The sequence below is a fragment of the Gammaproteobacteria bacterium genome, assembly GCA_035546635.1.
Lineage (GTDB): Bacteria > Pseudomonadota > Gammaproteobacteria > JAURND01 > JAURND01 > DASZWJ01.
In genome coordinates, this window is record DASZWJ010000033.1 from 26,018 (window position 1) to 42,496 (window position 16,479).

Sequence of the window (16,479 nt, forward strand, 5' to 3'; positions counted from 1 at the left end):
TTTATCTCCTAATTCCTCTGTAATGCAACAAGGCATCCTCAGAAGGGTTACGACCATGGAACTTTTTAAATTGTTCAATAGGATCACACGAGCCTCCAGACTGTAAAAATAATGACATAAAGGAATGCCCCACTTCTTTACTAAAAAGTCCATGATTTTTAAATTTAGAAAAAATATCGCTAGCAATCATTTCTGCCCATAAATAGCTATAGTATTTTGCAGCATACCCATAAGAAAAAATTAAACTGAAACTATGCAGGAAACGATCATCCATGCAACTGGGAAGAAATGAAAAAATTTCTTCTGCATCATTCAATACATTATTAATATAACCAGGAATATTTTGTGAATATTCTGAATGCAAACGTATGTCTATTAAGGCTAATCGAATGCGTTGAACCAATTTGATGGCCGCATTAAAATTTTTTGACGCGTTTAAATTAGAAATTATGTGAGCAGGGAGGGGTTCTGCTGTTTTGTAGTTGCTAGATATCTGCCTAATGACTCGTTCCTCCCAAATCCAGTTTTCCATAAATAAACTAGGTATTTCAAGTGCATCGGTCGGAACTCCATTGATGCCTGAAACTCCAGAATATTCTACATCAGTTAATAAATGATGCAGTGTGTGGCCGAATTCATGAAATAAATACCGTACATCTTCATGACTAAGCAGCGGGGGCTTATGTCCTTCGGCCGGATGAAAATTACACATAAGCAACACTACGGGTATTTGCCAACTTCCATCCTCTGCACGACAACGTGTGCGGTATTGCTCTATCCATGATGTATCACGCTTGTTTGGCCTTGAATATAGATCAAGGTAGAAGTATCCATGTAAATTTTTATTCTTACCATATATCCGAAATAGCCGAACATCAGGATACCAAACATCCGGGTTAGGAATCTCTTCAATACAAATGTCAAACAATTGATAGGAAAGATTGAATAAACCTGTTAAAACTTTATCAACAGGAAAGTAACACTTTAATAACTCTTCATTGTAGGAATATAATTTTTTCTTTAGCTTTTCTGTGTAGTATTCTATATCCCAAGGTTCTATCTTCATGATTCCATCTTGTTCTTTGGCAAAAAACTCTAGTCTAGATATTTCTTCTTTTGCTGCTGGAATGGATTTATTGGCAAGATCTAATAAAAATTTTTCTACCTCATTTGGTTGCTTGAGCATATTCATTGCAAGAGAACGTTGTGCAAAATTATCAAAACCCAAAATTTGAGCCATTTGTGACCGTATTAGAAGAATTTGATCTATGATTGCACCGTTATCAAATTTATTACCTTTCACGTCGTGCTCTGAGGCACGTGTGATATATGCCTTATAAAGATTTTCTCGTAATTGACGCGATTGAGCACACTGCAGTACTGTAAGGTAAGATGACTCTTCAAGCCCCAAAAGATAGCCTTGTTCTTTTTGAATATTAGCTTTATGTGCTGCCGCCTGGATGAATTCTGCTGGCAAACCCTCCAACTCGAAACTTTCAGCTACCATCAGATATCCATTGGCAGTAGCATTCTGCACATTTTGTTCAAATTGATTTTCTAACTCCAGCAGTTTTTGTTGTAATTCAATTAATATAGTTTTTTGGTTGTCAGGCAAATGAACTCCTGATAGATAAAAAACCTGCAAATAATTTTCTAAGACCTTAATTTGTGTTTGATTAAGAATATTTTCTTCTTTATTATTCAGTATTGATTCCATCGCCTGATAAAGATCAAGATTTTGTCCCAACGCTACGGCATATTCCGACAATTTAGATAAGCATCGCTGATAAGCATCCTGCAAATCTTTTGATGGGGATACTGAGATCATCTGTTGGATAGGTATCCATACTTCGCTCAAGCGCGTATCCATTATCTCCAGCGGTCTCATTAGAGTTTCCCAAGTATGAACATCCCTCTCTGTAAGGGCTTTTTTGAGATCATTGCGATTTAATGATAATATCTCATCCAATCTGCGCTCTAAATGTTCAGGCAAGAGTTCACTAAATTTTGGTAGTTCATGCTGCTTTAATAGAAGCTCCTCCATGGCTAATGTGCTCCGCACACTAAACACTCGGGATTTTTTTCCCAACTTTCCGCTTCTACTATTTGAACCGTATCAAAATCTACTGACATTAAACGACCTAATGCCTGCGGTCGGGAAATTTTGGTTGCGATTTTTAAAAACTCTGTGAGCATTAAGCCCGTCAGTAATGATACAAAATTGACCACTGCTGGCGCATCTGGTGAATCCTCTGCCGGCTCTAATTGCAATAGTTCGTGAGCCAAAGAATCTTTTTGTGCCACATTGCTTTTCCAGCATTCAATGCATCCAGTTTCACCTGGCGAAACTGTAGTATACAATGCTCGGTTAACATCAACCCCTCCATTAATGAAAATTACTTTATGCTTTACACAAGCAGCATTAAGCCAACCCAACATCTCCTTTTTAGGCTTATCTGCTACACAAATAGCAATTTCACAATCCTTGATAATTAATCCTATATCATGTTCAGAGGTAATTTTTTTATTTATAAAAGTAATATTATTGCTTGGAAGAAACTGATCAATACGTTTTTTTGCAGCTTCAGTCTTAGAGGTACCCAAATCAGTTTCATTATAAAGAATTTGACGATTTAAATTAGAAAGCTCTACCTTATCATAGTCAACAGCGCGGATGTTTTGAACTCCTATAGCGACTAAATCATAGAGAATATGAGAACCCAAACCACCTAGTCCGAAAAGGGCGACTTTAATAGTTTTTAATCGTAATTGATGAGCATACTTATTTTCATTTATCTTGCTGTAAAGACCGAAAAGCTCTATATTCCTACTCCATCGCTTAGCATCATAATCCGTAAGGGCTGCTGGCATACTCAAAAAAGCATCTTCCAATAAATAATTTTCATCAAAAACCCTAAGCGCCTCTTCGAGGTAATTAACTTCTTGAGGGTATTGATTTTTCAAGGTGCTTTTTATTAATTCCACACTTTTTTTACCATCAATAAGCTGACAAAGTGAGTAAATAAACCCCGAGGGATCTGCAATGGCTTTAGCTTTTCCAGCGGCTTTAAAATAAAGTTGCTCATTAAAGCGATGGTATTGGACAATCGGTTTAAATTTTGGTATATAAACATGAGTCATGAGGCTTTTCTCCGCCTTGTCATTTTTAGTAAAAAGGCGCCACACAAAGTTAGTGGCTTTGTATGGCGCTGTATTGCCGATTAGCCTCGGGCAACAAGACCAGCATTGCTGGTGGACACGCTCTTCATAGTGAAGTTCATGGCTTTTCTCCTTTAGTTAAAGTTAGTAAAATGACACGCAGTTTGTATCGTAAAGCGTGCCTGAAACCCCATGTTTTTTGAAAAATATGGGGTTTCAGTCATGCTCTACCGAAATCTAGAGTATAAATCCTCATAACGTGAATTAGCGTAATTAGTCGAGGTTAACATCCAAAAATTTCCCGTTTTCACTTTTCCAGCGCAATAAGGTAAGTGTTTTAATCAAAGCTATAACAGGTTTATGGGTTTCAGTATCGTTTTTTTAACATGATATTTGTTAAGAAATTGCTTGTCAATGTTTTTTTAACATATTTATTGTTTACAAATGACGGCTTGCTTGCTAATAACCCCATAGGAAGTTTTGTTATGGATATTTGCATCTCAGATCACGGACGTTGAAATAATGGCCACGTATAGCAAATCTCTAAGTGAAAGACTTTCAAAAAAAATTTCAGTCTCGGTATTGAGCTTGGTTATGCTAATTGGCATTTGTATTTTTTTTGGAACCTATTTTTTCTCACGACAAACATTCGATCAACAAGTTAAAACTTGGATAACCATTGTTCCCCAACATGTTTTGGTCAATCTCATAGATTCGGATAATTTTTCAATCGTCAGAGAAGTTGAGCTTATAGAATCTACAGGTCTATTTTCGGATTTTTTGATCACGGATAATCAAAAAATAATTATTCAGCAATTTGGTTCTGCAACCAATGAGTTATCAAGAAAATTGATACCTATCCAAGATGAAGCAAAAGTAACTTGGGGTTACTACTCCTACAATACCAACTTTAACAAATTTCTTATGCCTTTCTTGATGCTGGAATTATTAATGTCGATTTTGATTATTCCATTATATCTATGGGCACGATGGCGACTAACAGTTAACCTCGAAACTGAATTTATTCGTTTTAATGACTTTATTGCCGAAATCGAGTTGCTCGCTAAAAAAATAGAAATGCTTGAAAATATTCAAGATGAACAAGATTTCCTCACCAGCAATATTCGCTATACAGCTGAAGAAGAAAGAATCAACCAGGCAATATCAAAACTCATTCATGAAATATTACAATCTCGCGCATACTTGAAAAAATTTATTACGGAAACTGAGCACAAGAAATTACAAGAAGAGTTATCTCGAACCGCCTTAAAAGTCGCTCATGATATTAGATCACCATTAGCAGCTCTAGATATGATTATTCAATCCACAATGACATTACCTGAAGATAATAGAATTTTATTTAGGAATGCCGTATGGAGGATTAGAGATATTGCAAATACTTTACTAAAGAAAAATTCAATAAATCCATTAACTCAACAAATCGAAGAAGATGAGCATTTTACCAAACAGTTGCTTTCTAGCGTAATCAACATGTTAATTACTGAAAAGAGAATGCAATATAGGTCAAAACCAAACATTGAAATTGAAAATATATTTAATTCTGATTCTTATGGCTTATTTGCTATGATTAAGATTTCTGACTTTAAACGGATACTTTCTAACCTTATTAATAACGCAGTCGAATCTTTGACAGACACAGGAAAAATAACGATTAAGCTTTTAAGTAATGAAAAAAAAATTGAGATCTGGATTCAAGACAATGGCAGAGGTATCCCAGTTGAGGTTTTAAAAATTCTTGGTCAACCCGGTGTAACATACGGCAAGCAGGATGGTCATGGATTAGGGGTGTATTATGCAAAGAATACCCTTGATTCATGGGGTGGGAAATTAATAATTGAATCAGAGCTGGGAAAAGGTACGTCGGTGAAAGTTTGTCTACCCAAAACTCCATCTCCCTCTTGGTTTGTACCCATCTTGCATCTCTACGATAAGCAGCACTTGGCTATTGTAGATGATGATATTTCAATACATGAACTATGGAAAGAGAGAATTAAACAATATACCAAAATGGAAAATATAAAAATAACGTTACACCAATTTCATTCTCCTGATGAGATAAAAAATTGGTTTCAAAATATAAAAATTGAAAAAAATAATGTAACCTATTTGTTTGACTATGAATTTATAGGATATGAAGAGACTGGTCTCGACCTCATACAAAACCTATCTATTAATGATAGAAGTATATTGGTAACAAGTCATATTGACGATCGTAACATTTTGCTGCAATGTGAAGCCCTCGGGGTTAGCATAATACCCAAGGATCTCGTCAGTCTTATTCCAATAAAAAATATAAGTAATACATTGCATAAAATAGATGCGATATTAATCGATGATGATCCACTAACCCACACCATGTGGGAATTATCGGCAAGCAGATATAATAAAAACTTTCTGTTATTTACTTCGGCAAATCAATTTTTATCTTCTTGTGATGGTTTCCTTCCAGAGACACCGATATACATTGATGCAGATCTAGGTAATGGTATAAAAGGTGAGATAGTTAGTGAAGAAATTTTTATTAACGGTTTTAAAAATATTTATCTTGCCACAGGTAAGCAACCTTTGAATTTTAAAAATATTAGCTGGTTAAAGGGGGTTGTCAGTAAAACACCTCCTTGGGAAGAAAAAACCCTATAGTTTTTAAGTCATAAAGATAACTATGTGACCGCCTTCTACTATGGATTCTGAATCCTAACATCCATGCTAGGTAAACGGTTTTTTTAAGGTGCAAGTACTTACTAAAAAGGATAATACGTGATGATATTTGAAAATTTAACATGTGGATATTTGGGTAAAAAACATGAAAACGCCACCTTAAATTCTAGGTTTTACGCTGAAATGTTTAGCCAAAACTTATCTTTTCGCGAAATTATACTTTTCCCTCAAAGAATTCCTAAATCCGGTTTTTTTCAGGAATTAGTTGCCCATGAATCACCAGAATTTATGAAAGAATTTAATGATATTTCTTCAATGATTAAAAAGAATGCTATCGCTTCTGCAAATAAAGTTTCTTTTGAGCAATCAAACTCTAATTTGAGAGAGCTAATCAATTGGATTTATATAATGATGCGTTATGGTCTTTCGCAAGAAATTATTACCAATAAGGTTTATGAAATAAAAATAGAACCATTTAATTTGGAATTTGAAACCGCAAAGGAAACAGCAAAAATTGAGGTTTGTTTGTCCTCTGGAGCTACTATAGACTTGACTGGGTTAATTCAGCTATCAAAACAATGTCTTACACAAACTAATATTCCAAGTCGAGAAGAAATAATTTTGTTAAATCGTCTTGTGGTTTATTTCTATAGACACAATCAATTTTCTGAATATAAGAACATAATATTAAGTTTTGCTCAACGACTTATTGATATTATAGAGCATCAATCTAATGATACATTTTTAAATAAAATTTACGCATCAGTAGTCTATCGAGGCTTAGCAATGGTGATTGATATGGGCAAAGCGTTTCAGCAAGATTGCTTAGATAAATCCGAGCAAATTGCCCGCAATATCATAGGGGAAACAGTCTTTGAAGAAATAAGCGCAAAAGAAAATCTTCTTACTTTACTGCAAACCAAATCTAAATGGACAATGCGCAATCAGGATTATAAATATACGGAAAGTTGTTTGTTAGAAATGATAGACTTGGATAAACACGATTCTACAGGATATAGTGAGCTAGGCCTCTTTTATTCTAATAATGAACTTTATCAAGATGCATTACCAATGTTTAAAAAAGCAATTCAGTTAGGTCCCCCAGCGATTGGTATGAATGCATATTACTATGGAAAATGTTTAGAGCTATCTGGAAATATTGAAATGGCTATGACCGCATTTTATGAGGCAGCACAGTTGGATGAGCAATCTCTCAGTCCATGGATAGATTTATTCTTTATCTATATAAATGCAAATCAAGGATATTTAGCAAAGAAAATTGCTCAACATATTTTTAATACTGCTATTTTAAAAGAACAACTTTCAGATGAAGAAGTTATTAAGATAAAGTCTATACTTTGTTAAAATGGCACATAAGGATATAATGTATGGTTGTAGTTAACTTTCTCGGTCTTTTATGCTGCTTCAAGATTTTTTTATGAGTGCTCTAATTTTCCGCTACTTTATAATTATTTTTTTGTTGTTTTCTGCAGTGGATACTTTGGCCACCCCTGCGAGCAATCCTATCAATGATTGGAAACAATATAAAAATTTTCTAATTTTTGCTGTTCCTGTCAGTTTTGGAAAGTTTGATCCAATATCTTTTCTTCAAGCACATACAAAATATACGCTTCCCCTGGTGTTTGAGCCACTTGTTTCTATAAATCCCAACCAAGAATTAGAACCAATCTTAGCTAAATCCTGGGATATTGACCAACAACACAATACGATTACAATAACTTTGAACAATAATCATAAATTTTCTGATGGAAGCCAGGTGACTTCTCAGGATGTTGTAAATTCAATTTTGAGAGTCTGCAGTAATAAAAGTCGAGTCAGCTTAGAGCTAGAGGGTTTGATTGGATGCAATAAACAGAATCCCCAGGTCGAGGCGCTAAATGCTACTACGATCAAATTTAAAATAAATACACATCCAACCATATTTCTTTTTCAACTAGCCTCACCCAACGCTGTTATTACTAAGCGAAACTTGTCAGGAGAACTTTTAGGCTCTGGGCCATATTTTTTAGATACTTTGAATCATGATTATATTATTCTAAAGAAAAATACCCATTATTATGATCCATTAAATATAAAAAATGATGGCATAATCTTCTATTATTTAGATAAGAATAAAGTTCATGAATCTCTTAAAACAGAGAGGCCTGACGGCATCATTATGTATAGAACCTCTGATTTAAATGGTTTGCAGGACGATAATTATAAGACAATTAAAAGCAATTCTAATATTACAATGATTTTTGTAATAAATAATTTCCATTTCCCATTTAATTATAAAATAGTCAGAGAAGCTATTTCCGCAGAAATATACGACCAACACAAAGTAGAATTCTGTGTATCAAACTCACATAAGGCTTATGGCATTATTCCTACAGGATTAGGAGGATCAATAGCGAATATGTCTCCTATATCTAAACCAAAAATAAACCCTGAGACAGTATTCAAACAAGTGCCCAGTTTAAAAGACAAAATGGCTATTGTTTATGTGCATCGCCACATTGATAGTAAGAATACATGCGAAGAAAATGCACTGATTGAAGCAGCCAAAAAATATAATATTTCAATGAAATTCATTTATGATGCTGATTATTCAATACTGTTGTCCTTATATCAGAACCATAAAGCTGATGCATTTATGGAGCTTTATGTTGCAAAAAATCGTGAAGCCTATACGGTTTTGCAACCCTTTGCGCATAATGGGGCAAATGTAGCTAACATCAAAGGGTTTCAGCTTGATAATTTGTTAAATATAGCCCTTTCTGAACCCTCTTCACATAAAAGATTTCAAGATTATAATGCGATAGCAAAATATATTGAAAGTGAAGCTTTTGTTATTCCACTTTACTATAGTGATCATAGCAATCTGATAAGCCAATGTATATTAGGGGTATCCAAGGATTTTTATTTTAATCCCTATCGAATTTTTCCAAGTCTTTATAAATCGCGGGGATGCGTTAACTGACATTAATCTGGAGAACATAATAATAATGTTACAATATATTTATGGCTATGAAATCACGCAGTGTTTGTACGTAGTTGCAAAATTGGACATTGCTGATTATTTATTGGAGAGTAGTAAAGAAATTGAGCAGCTTGCAGAGCTTTGTTCGGCCTCACCTTGCGCACTGTATAGAGTGATGAGATGCTTAGCTTCATTAGGCATCTTTGTTGAAAATGAAAATAAAGAATTTTCTTTAAATGATTTAGCGCTTCCATTAACCTCAACTGCCAATAATTCTGCAAAAAACTTTATTATCTTATGCGGTGAATCTTTATATAATGCTGCCGCAAATTTATTGCATAGCGTTAAAACTGGTCAAGTGGGGTTTTATCATTCAACCAAGATGGATTATTGGGAATATTTAAACCTTAATCCAGAAAAAGCTAAAATATTTAATGACGCGATGGAGACAGGGTCTCGATTTACTATTGATGTTATTTTATCTGTCTATGATTTTTCTCTGTTTAATTATATTGTTGATATCGGTGGCGGAAAAGGCCATTTTATTGGCAGCATTTTAAAAAAATATCCCTCAGCAAAAGGCATATCATTTGATTTAGCTCATGTTACAATACCCGCAAACGAATATATCAATAGTTTAGAATTAAATAATCGCTGTGAAATTATATCGGGAAGTTTTTTTGATTTTATTCCTGCAGGAGGAGATTTGTATCTATTAAAAGTGATATTACACGATTGGGATGATGATAATGCAAAAGCCATACTAAAAAATTGCAGAAAAGCTGTAACAAAAAGATCTAAGATCTTAATCATTGAAAAATTAATAGATAATGGAAATAATTTACAAAGTATTTTTCTAGGCGATATCAATATGTTAGTTACGCATGGGGGAAAAGAGCGTAGTTTATCCGATTTTGAGTTGTTGTTGAAAGAATCAAATTTTCATATAAACTCCGTATTAAGAACAAGCACTGCTTTTTCTATTATAGAGGCTATCCCTATATAAAAATTTTCTAATAAAAATATAAGTTAGATATAGTATTAGCTGTAATGATATCATAATCAAAATTGATTGTTTTTTGGACAGATTAAAGATGGTGGCTAACAACAGCGGCGAAAAGAAATATATGAAATTTTTTTGCGCTAAAGTTATAGCCGAATAGGCATGAATTAACGTGCTGTCATTTCCAGCCATCAAAATTAGATCATCCCTGAATCGTAAAAATGAAAGTTGCATGAAAAAACTGGTTATGGCTAATGCAGGAAAAATTGCATAACTAATATTAAATTGCAGCAAGCATAGCCAAACACTATTTAACAATAAAAATTTAGATAACAAACTGCTTTTGATGAATCTTGATATGTGGACATAAAATATACAGGCTATAATGCCGGTTAATTGTTCGATCAACCATAACCATTCTTGCAATAATTTCGGCATTCCCTCAATTATTCCAAGTTGACTAGATGAAGATAATAAGGGTATTAATCCAGCTAATAGTAAAGATATGCTTATTTGAGTGTAAAAGGTCACTGTATCAGCATTTAAGAATATTTTGCGCTTAGACAAATTTAATGGTCTGCTTGTTTCTAGTGCACTATTGTTCTGGACATTTATAAAATGCAATAAAATGAGCGCTAAAACATAGCTTATGGCATCAATTAAGATTATAAAATTTATTTTAAATTTTAAAAGCAGGAGCGGGGATATTGCCGTCGCTAGCAGTAAGGCAATGCTTGCGCTTAACTCCCTATTACCCGAGTATTTTCTGAACAAACTTTCATCCTTGGTTGTTAATTTAAATGTTATGGATAATAATATTGCGACAAGGACACCGGGTAAGCCAGTTAACATTATCCCCAGCAACGTAAGAGCAAAATTCTTTATCTGAAACCCTAAAAGTAAAACAATTAAAGATAAGCCCCCGAAAATTTGTGAAAGTATGAATGCGCGAGATATCCCAAACCATGCTATAATTTTTGGCACCAAATAACTAAATAAGAAAGCAGCTAGTGTCCTAGCGCCCAAAGCTATGCCTATGTAATAAATATTTTTAAAATAAGGATCTATGCTGAAAAATGTCGAAACGCTGCTTAAGGAAGATCCAAAAGCGGTTATAAAGTAAAATAAAATTAAAAATTTTTGTTTTGACACTTGTTTAAAATAAGCATGAGTGGAAGACAATTTGAGAATTAAAAACTGCGCCAGCATTGATAACACTGGCGCGTTTAACTTTAGAATTGGTAGCTATTGCCTACATTCTTTGCATTAGTTCTAAACTTTTTCATAACTAATCTCCATAAGGTTAATTTAAGAAACTTAAAATAACACAATATTCTTGTTAAATCTAGCAATATTTTAGGATTCGTGGTTTCTCCCAACTTTAAAAATGATAGAATAAATCCTCGCTAACTTTGTATCACATATTAAATTATTTACGATTTTTGCATTTATCATGTTTTTCGAATTTTTAATTTAGTTTTATGCCAAATTGGAGCCGTTTTTGCTATTTAACATGCGGGATTAATTTAACACGATTCATTTTAATTGGAGCTGTTAGCCTCTATATGAAAGAAAATTTTGAAAATCACCTTGAAATCATAGGCCAAAGCATTGCACATGATCTTCGCACCCCTCTTTTAGCCGTGCATTCAGGTATTGAAGGTGTAAAAAAATATCTTCCTGTGTTAATTGATACTTATAAACAAGCTGCTCAGCATCAACTCAATCTCCCTGATATTCAACCGCGACATTTTGACATGCTAGAGAAAGCATTAAATTTTGCTTCTCAAGCCACTTATTGTGCTAATGTATATGTTAATATACTGGAACTAAACTTGACTAGGATTAATATAGGAAATCTAATAGAGTTATGCTCAATGAGTGATTGCTTAGACAAAGCTATCGAAAAATACCCTTATAAATCAGATCGTGAAAGACTTATTTTATCTAAGTCGATTACTCATTCAGAAGATTTTTTGTTTAATGGAAATAAAGTGTATATCAACAATCTTTTGTTGAATTTATTTAGCAACAGTGTTTATCGTGCTCAAAGAACTGAAAATGGTACGATATCTATAATAACGAAAAAAGGTAAAAATGAAAATTATTTGTATATTAAAGATACTGATATAGGTTTACCCTCCAATGAATTAGAATCAGTTTTTTTACCAACCTATCGTTCACAGCAACACAATCTAGGGCTATATTTCTGCAAAGAATTGATGAGGGTATTAAAGGGCGACATCACTTGTCATGCGGAAGAAAACTGTTTTACGGAATTTATTCTTACATTTCCTTCTCATATTTCTTAGAAAATCTTTATAGTGTGTTGGAAAAACTAGTTGCAATTTATCATCTGAAAAAATTTTACACAATCAAGGCATGGCCATATGAGCAATATTACCCAAGCATTATTTTATTTCCCAACAACTGTGTTACTAGTTGATGACGATTCAAATTTTTTGTCAAATTTCGGATTTATGATTGACCAAAATATACCCTTAAAATTATGCGACACCCCACACAAAGCATTGGAGATATTGAGGTTGTCGCCAAAAGCTGAAGATATTATAAATAAATCAATTACTTCAGTTGCGCCTTTAGAGTCAGGGGATACCAATCTATTCCCCGACTATATAATGAGAGCTGATATTAAAAATCTTCATGAATATATTTACTATAAAAGCAGGTTTTCTTGTATATCAACTTTGCTGGTTGATTATTCAATGCCAGGAATGGATGGTGATGAGCTGTGTAGGCAATTAGAAAATAATCCCGTAAAAAAAATTATGTTGACGGGGGTAGCTGATTATTCTAGGGCAATTAAATGGTTTAACTCTGGAATAATTGATCATTTTATTGTGAAAGAATCTAACAATATGTCCGCAGAATTAAACCAGGCTATTTGTAAGTGCAAAAAAGCATACTTTGAAAAATCTTCTCTAAATTTATTAAGCTATATTACTAAAATGAATTCCTGTTTTGATAACATAAAATATTTCGAGTTTATTCATAAATTTTTTATGGAAAATAAATTTTCTGAATATTACTTAATTGACTCATCTGGAAGCATGTTGTTTCTTGATTTTCAAGGCAACCCAACATGGATAATTATAAAATCTGCGAATGAGATTGAGCAGTTAGCCGAGGTTTCAGTTGAAAATGAGGCACAACCCGAAATCATTAAACTACTACAAACAAAGAAGAAGATCCCTTTTTTCTTTACAGATGATGATTGGCGGGCACCCGTTTCAAATTGGGAAAATTACTTACATGAGGCATTGCCTATTCCAGGAGTGTTGGGTCATTATTTCGCAACCATTCATCCCAACACAAGATATAATTTAAATAAGGATAAAATCACATCTCATAAAGATTATTTGTTAGCAATCAGTTAATCCTATGGATTTTTTTTCCTGTGCCAAATAACTGCCGCAGCATAAATCAAATCTATGTTATAAACTATAGGGTCACTTATATTTGAATTGATATTTGTACAAATCAAATTAAACTTTTTACTATTGCCTTCAGTTAATAGTTTACGCAACAATAATTTTCCATCGGCAGTTTGCACAATACAATCTAAACCTATTACTGATTGGATATCATCTTTGTAACGTTTGATTCCTGCCACATAGTCTCCTTTTTGGTAACATGGGTTCATGCTGTCATCATGAATAACCAAATCTACAGATCCTGGATTATGATTTCTAAAATAAATGAGTTCTTCTATAATATGTTTATCTTGATCAGAAATGACCTTAGAATTTGGAGGTGGTTCAAGCATTACATTTTCAAAGTTTGGAATAATCGTTGGGCCTTGACCAATTTCATAAAGCAACCAATCAGCTGTGCACATAACCCCTTCTTTCTTTAACTCACCTATAACCTTCTGTGCGCCATTTTCTGAAAGTCCTCCATGCCGAGCTACTTCCCAGCCAATTAAAGTATCGATTTTGATGCCGGTATGTTCACACATTTCTTTGCGCGTAAGATTAGCTAGATTCCGCAGCTTACGCAATCTTTTAGCCCTAGCCTCTGGTGAGGATTTAGGATCATCTATTTTTTTTTGTGATGTCATGTAAAATGTTGCCAATATGATATTGATAAAAATTTGCTATTTAAATTATCTCTATTCAATACAAAGATGTTTTTTAAAAAAAGGGGTTAATTTTTTTAATTATTCCACACTCCAGATATTCTGCCAACCCTGTAAACTCCAATACGAAAAATAGTTGCCTCAAAATTAGCTGATTTCTAATATGAATAACATACCATTTAAAAAGTAGCAAATTTCCGCTTTTAGAGAGTTAAGTCAGCGATACTTCATTCTTTTGATACGTAGGAAGTTGGTCTTATATGTGGAATAAAGAGTCTTATTCGATAGGAGTGAAGAACCATCAGAGTAAAAATTAAAATTTGACTACACCAGGTACAGACCAGTCTATGCCATAAGCTTAAAAAACCATTAAGGTATTGCTTTCAAAAACAGTTGCGCAGATAATAGGCGCAGCCCCTCGGTGCTAAGAACACCTTGGGGCCACTTCCACAATCTAAGCTAATCCAGGAGCTTAAATTATGACCCGTAAAGTTTACACCAACGCGCGTCCGCGCAAAATTCCTTTTTTTACTTTTGATCAATTTTTGTACATTTCCGTTCGCCCTGTTTTCGGATCAGCAGCGAACATCCCTGCGATTTTGTTTAAACCTTCTGTCCATAATGCATTGTGGAAGCAGAATCGCAGGCACGAAATGTCCAAAAACGGGTCAACAGTAACAAGGAATGGGGTAGGCTGAGCAGAAGGGGGATTGATGGCGGAGCGAATTTGGCCGCTCCGCCGTTAATTCTGCCCCTTCTGCCAGCTTCCCCGCAGCTGAAATTCAGCAGCGAGGACGCGCGCGTGCACACAAAATTATTGCAGATTATCGCCGCCATCTCACCCTTGGCTGATGCGATTAAACGGCATAAGCTGTTAACAGCAATCGATTCCATCGAAAAACTACGCCTTTTCACCCAAATTCATGTCTATGCGGTGTGGGACTTTATGGCCTTGCTAAAAGCCCTTCAAGGCAAACTGACCTCAATGCAACCACTTTGGACACCGCCCATAAACCCTATGGGATGCCATTTAATCAATACCCTCTTAAGTGAGGAAGAAAGTGATCATCTTCCTGATGGTAGATACTTAAGTCACTTTGCCCTTTATTTAGAAGCTATGTCACATTGTGGCGCCAATATTCAGCCCATAACCGGCTTTATCAGCGATATAAAAGCCGATAAGCCACTTTCCAGCCTATTAGCCCGAACTGATTTACCCGTGCCGGCCAGGCGCTTTATCGCCGATACTTTTACCATCATAGAAAAAAACAGCCATGCCATTGCTGCCTCATTAGCCTTTGCTCGTGAATATATCACCTCGAATTTATTTTCAACTTTACTGCGAACGATTGAACCCACTGGTTCACATTATTCACTAGAAACTTTGAAATGTTACTTGCAACGCCACATTGACCTCGATAGCGACAAACACAGCCAACAATCGCAACAGTTGGTCGCCAGTCTCTGCGGAACGGATGAAATCAAATGGCAAGAAGCCTTAGATGCTGCCCACTTTTCATTGCAAAGCCGAATTCAATTACTGGATGGAATCCATGCTGCCATCACGCATTTATGAGAGATTAAATCAACCCATACCAAGGAAATGGATGAATACCTTTAATTCACAAGTGCAACAACTGCTAATTGAAACTATTTTTGATCACATTCCACAACTTATCTTTTGGAAAAATACCGCCTCTATTTATTTAGGTTGTAACAAGAAATTTGCTGAGTTGTTAGGCTTGAATACTCCTGAAGAAATCATCGGTAAAAGTGATTATGATTTAAATTGGCTGCCAGACGGTGACACCGCTGAAAAATTTCAAGCGGGCGACCAAAAAACGCTAGATGGGTATTGTGTTACGAATGAAGAAGAATGGTTGTCCGTCAAAAATGGTACCCGAATCCTTACTTTAGTTAATAAAGTGCCATTAATAGACGCTGACGGTACCATCGTTGGCGTTTTAGGCGTAGCCACTAATATTACCGAGAAAAAACGCATCGAAGAACACATGGCTAGAGTTGAGCACCAACTCAAAGGCATGACCATTGTCAGTGCAAGTATCGCCCATGAAATGCGTACCCCTTTAGCGACTTTAAAAAACACAGCTAATGGTATTAGATCCATGTTAGCACCACTTACCATCGGTTATCAGGCTGCACTCGCTCACCAACTTAACATCCCTAAAATCCCTGCTGCTAAATTAGAATTGTTAAAGACTGCCCTCGACCTGCTTGAAAACAAAACTACTGAAGCAAATCGTATTATTGACATGCTACTCACTAATTTGCAAAGCTTGCGACAAGAAAAACTTATTCACCCACAGAAATGCTCTGCCCGTCACTGTATCAACGAGGCGTTTGCACAATATCGATTTACTAAAGATACACCACAAATTATCTGGGATAATCAGCATGATTTCATATTCTATGGCAAAGAGCTGTTACTAATACATGTCCTGTTTAATTTATTTAAGAATGCTATCTATTTTATCCGCAAGGCAGGCAAAGGAAACATCCATATTTGGTTGGAACATCATCCAAGGCATAACCAGA

At 34.8% G+C, this 16,479-nt stretch carries 13 protein-coding genes; 9 read left to right on the plus strand and 4 right to left on the minus strand.

What is annotated here, in order from left to right:
* Position 1: 1 nt before the first annotated feature.
* Together VHE99_09320 and VHE99_09325 are read right to left on the minus strand one after the other, a co-directional pair.
* Positions 2-2,044 (minus strand): M3 family metallopeptidase, encoded by a 2,043-nt coding sequence (locus VHE99_09320; GenBank protein HVV69210.1) that lies wholly within the window; start codon positions 2,042-2,044, stop codon positions 2-4.
* Between the two features lie 2 nt (positions 2,045-2,046).
* A complete protein-coding gene (locus VHE99_09325) occupies positions 2,047-3,141 on the minus strand; it encodes a ThiF family adenylyltransferase (protein ID HVV69211.1) in 1,095 nt (364 codons plus the stop codon).
* Positions 3,142-3,753: 612 nt separating this feature from the next.
* On the opposite strand from VHE99_09325, the gene VHE99_09330 reads away from it, so the two are divergent.
* The 4 genes from VHE99_09330 (at position 3,754) to VHE99_09345 (ending at position 9,827) form a co-directional block, all read left to right on the plus strand.
* A complete protein-coding gene (locus VHE99_09330; GenBank protein ID HVV69212.1) occupies positions 3,754-5,820 on the plus strand; it encodes a HAMP domain-containing sensor histidine kinase in 2,067 nt (688 codons plus the stop codon).
* A gap of 120 nt (positions 5,821-5,940) precedes the next feature.
* Complete coding sequence (locus tag VHE99_09335; GenBank protein HVV69213.1) at positions 5,941-7,203, plus strand: hypothetical protein; 1,263 nt, start codon at positions 5,941-5,943, stop codon at positions 7,201-7,203.
* Between the two features lie 73 nt (positions 7,204-7,276).
* A complete protein-coding gene (locus tag VHE99_09340) occupies positions 7,277-8,821 on the plus strand; it encodes an ABC transporter substrate-binding protein (protein HVV69214.1) in 1,545 nt (514 codons plus the stop codon).
* A gap of 25 nt (positions 8,822-8,846) precedes the next feature.
* A complete protein-coding gene (locus VHE99_09345) occupies positions 8,847-9,827 on the plus strand; it encodes a methyltransferase (GenBank protein ID HVV69215.1) in 981 nt (326 codons plus the stop codon).
* Here the strand turns inward: VHE99_09345 and VHE99_09350 are convergent.
* On the minus strand, positions 9,780-11,033 hold the full coding sequence (locus VHE99_09350) for a hypothetical protein (GenBank protein ID HVV69216.1): 1,254 nt from the start codon (positions 11,031-11,033) through the stop codon (positions 9,780-9,782). The two genes, VHE99_09345 and VHE99_09350, sit on opposite strands and share 48 nt — an antisense overlap.
* A 356-nt stretch (positions 11,034-11,389) precedes the next feature.
* On the opposite strand from VHE99_09350, the gene VHE99_09355 reads away from it, so the two are divergent.
* Positions 11,390-12,136, plus strand: coding sequence for an ATP-binding protein (locus VHE99_09355; GenBank protein HVV69217.1), 747 nt, complete (start codon positions 11,390-11,392; stop codon positions 12,134-12,136).
* Positions 12,137-12,214: 78 nt separating this feature from the next.
* Positions 12,215-13,222 carry a response regulator gene (locus VHE99_09360; GenBank protein HVV69218.1) on the plus strand — a complete coding sequence of 336 codons (1,008 nt, stop codon included), beginning with the start codon at positions 12,215-12,217 and terminating at the stop codon, positions 13,220-13,222.
* Positions 13,223-13,224: 2 nt separating this feature from the next.
* Here VHE99_09360 and VHE99_09365 read toward each other — a convergent pair whose 3' ends face one another.
* Positions 13,225-13,905 carry a hypothetical protein gene (locus tag VHE99_09365; GenBank protein ID HVV69219.1) on the minus strand — a complete coding sequence of 227 codons (681 nt, stop codon included), beginning with the start codon at positions 13,903-13,905 and terminating at the stop codon, positions 13,225-13,227.
* Between the two features lie 497 nt (positions 13,906-14,402).
* Between VHE99_09365 and VHE99_09370 the strand changes: the two genes are divergently transcribed.
* The 3 genes from VHE99_09370 to VHE99_09380 form a co-directional block, all read left to right on the plus strand.
* Positions 14,403-14,621 carry a hypothetical protein gene (locus VHE99_09370; GenBank protein HVV69220.1) on the plus strand — a complete coding sequence of 73 codons (219 nt, stop codon included), beginning with the start codon at positions 14,403-14,405 and terminating at the stop codon, positions 14,619-14,621.
* A 104-nt stretch (positions 14,622-14,725) separates the two neighbouring features.
* Positions 14,726-15,499 (plus strand): DUF3050 domain-containing protein, encoded by a 774-nt coding sequence (locus VHE99_09375; GenBank protein ID HVV69221.1) that lies wholly within the window; start codon positions 14,726-14,728, stop codon positions 15,497-15,499.
* Positions 15,500-15,530: 31 nt separating this feature from the next.
* On the plus strand, positions 15,531-16,479 hold a 949-nt coding region (locus tag VHE99_09380), incomplete at its 3' end, for a PAS domain-containing protein (protein HVV69222.1).

Excerpts from the sequence above, each read along its gene's own strand:
- VHE99_09320 (HVV69210.1), bottom strand. The coding sequence starts at position 2,044 with ATGGAGGAGCTTCTATTAAAGCAGCATGAACTACCAAAATTTAGTGAA.
- VHE99_09325 (HVV69211.1), bottom strand. The coding sequence starts at position 3,141 with ATGACTCATGTTTATATACCAAAATTTAAACCGATTGTCCAATACCAT.
- VHE99_09330 (HVV69212.1), top strand. The coding sequence starts at position 3,754 with ATGCTAATTGGCATTTGTATTTTTTTTGGAACCTATTTTTTCTCACGA.
- VHE99_09335 (HVV69213.1), top strand. The coding sequence starts at position 5,941 with ATGATATTTGAAAATTTAACATGTGGATATTTGGGTAAAAAACATGAA.
- VHE99_09340 (HVV69214.1), top strand. The coding sequence starts at position 7,277 with ATGAGTGCTCTAATTTTCCGCTACTTTATAATTATTTTTTTGTTGTTT.
- VHE99_09345 (HVV69215.1), top strand. The coding sequence starts at position 8,847 with ATGTTACAATATATTTATGGCTATGAAATCACGCAGTGTTTGTACGTA.
- VHE99_09350 (HVV69216.1), bottom strand. The coding sequence starts at position 11,033 with ATGCTGGCGCAGTTTTTAATTCTCAAATTGTCTTCCACTCATGCTTAT.
- VHE99_09355 (HVV69217.1), top strand. The coding sequence starts at position 11,390 with ATGAAAGAAAATTTTGAAAATCACCTTGAAATCATAGGCCAAAGCATT.
- VHE99_09360 (HVV69218.1), top strand. The coding sequence starts at position 12,215 with ATGAGCAATATTACCCAAGCATTATTTTATTTCCCAACAACTGTGTTA.
- VHE99_09365 (HVV69219.1), bottom strand. The coding sequence starts at position 13,905 with ATGACATCACAAAAAAAAATAGATGATCCTAAATCCTCACCAGAGGCT.
- VHE99_09370 (HVV69220.1), top strand. The coding sequence starts at position 14,403 with ATGACCCGTAAAGTTTACACCAACGCGCGTCCGCGCAAAATTCCTTTT.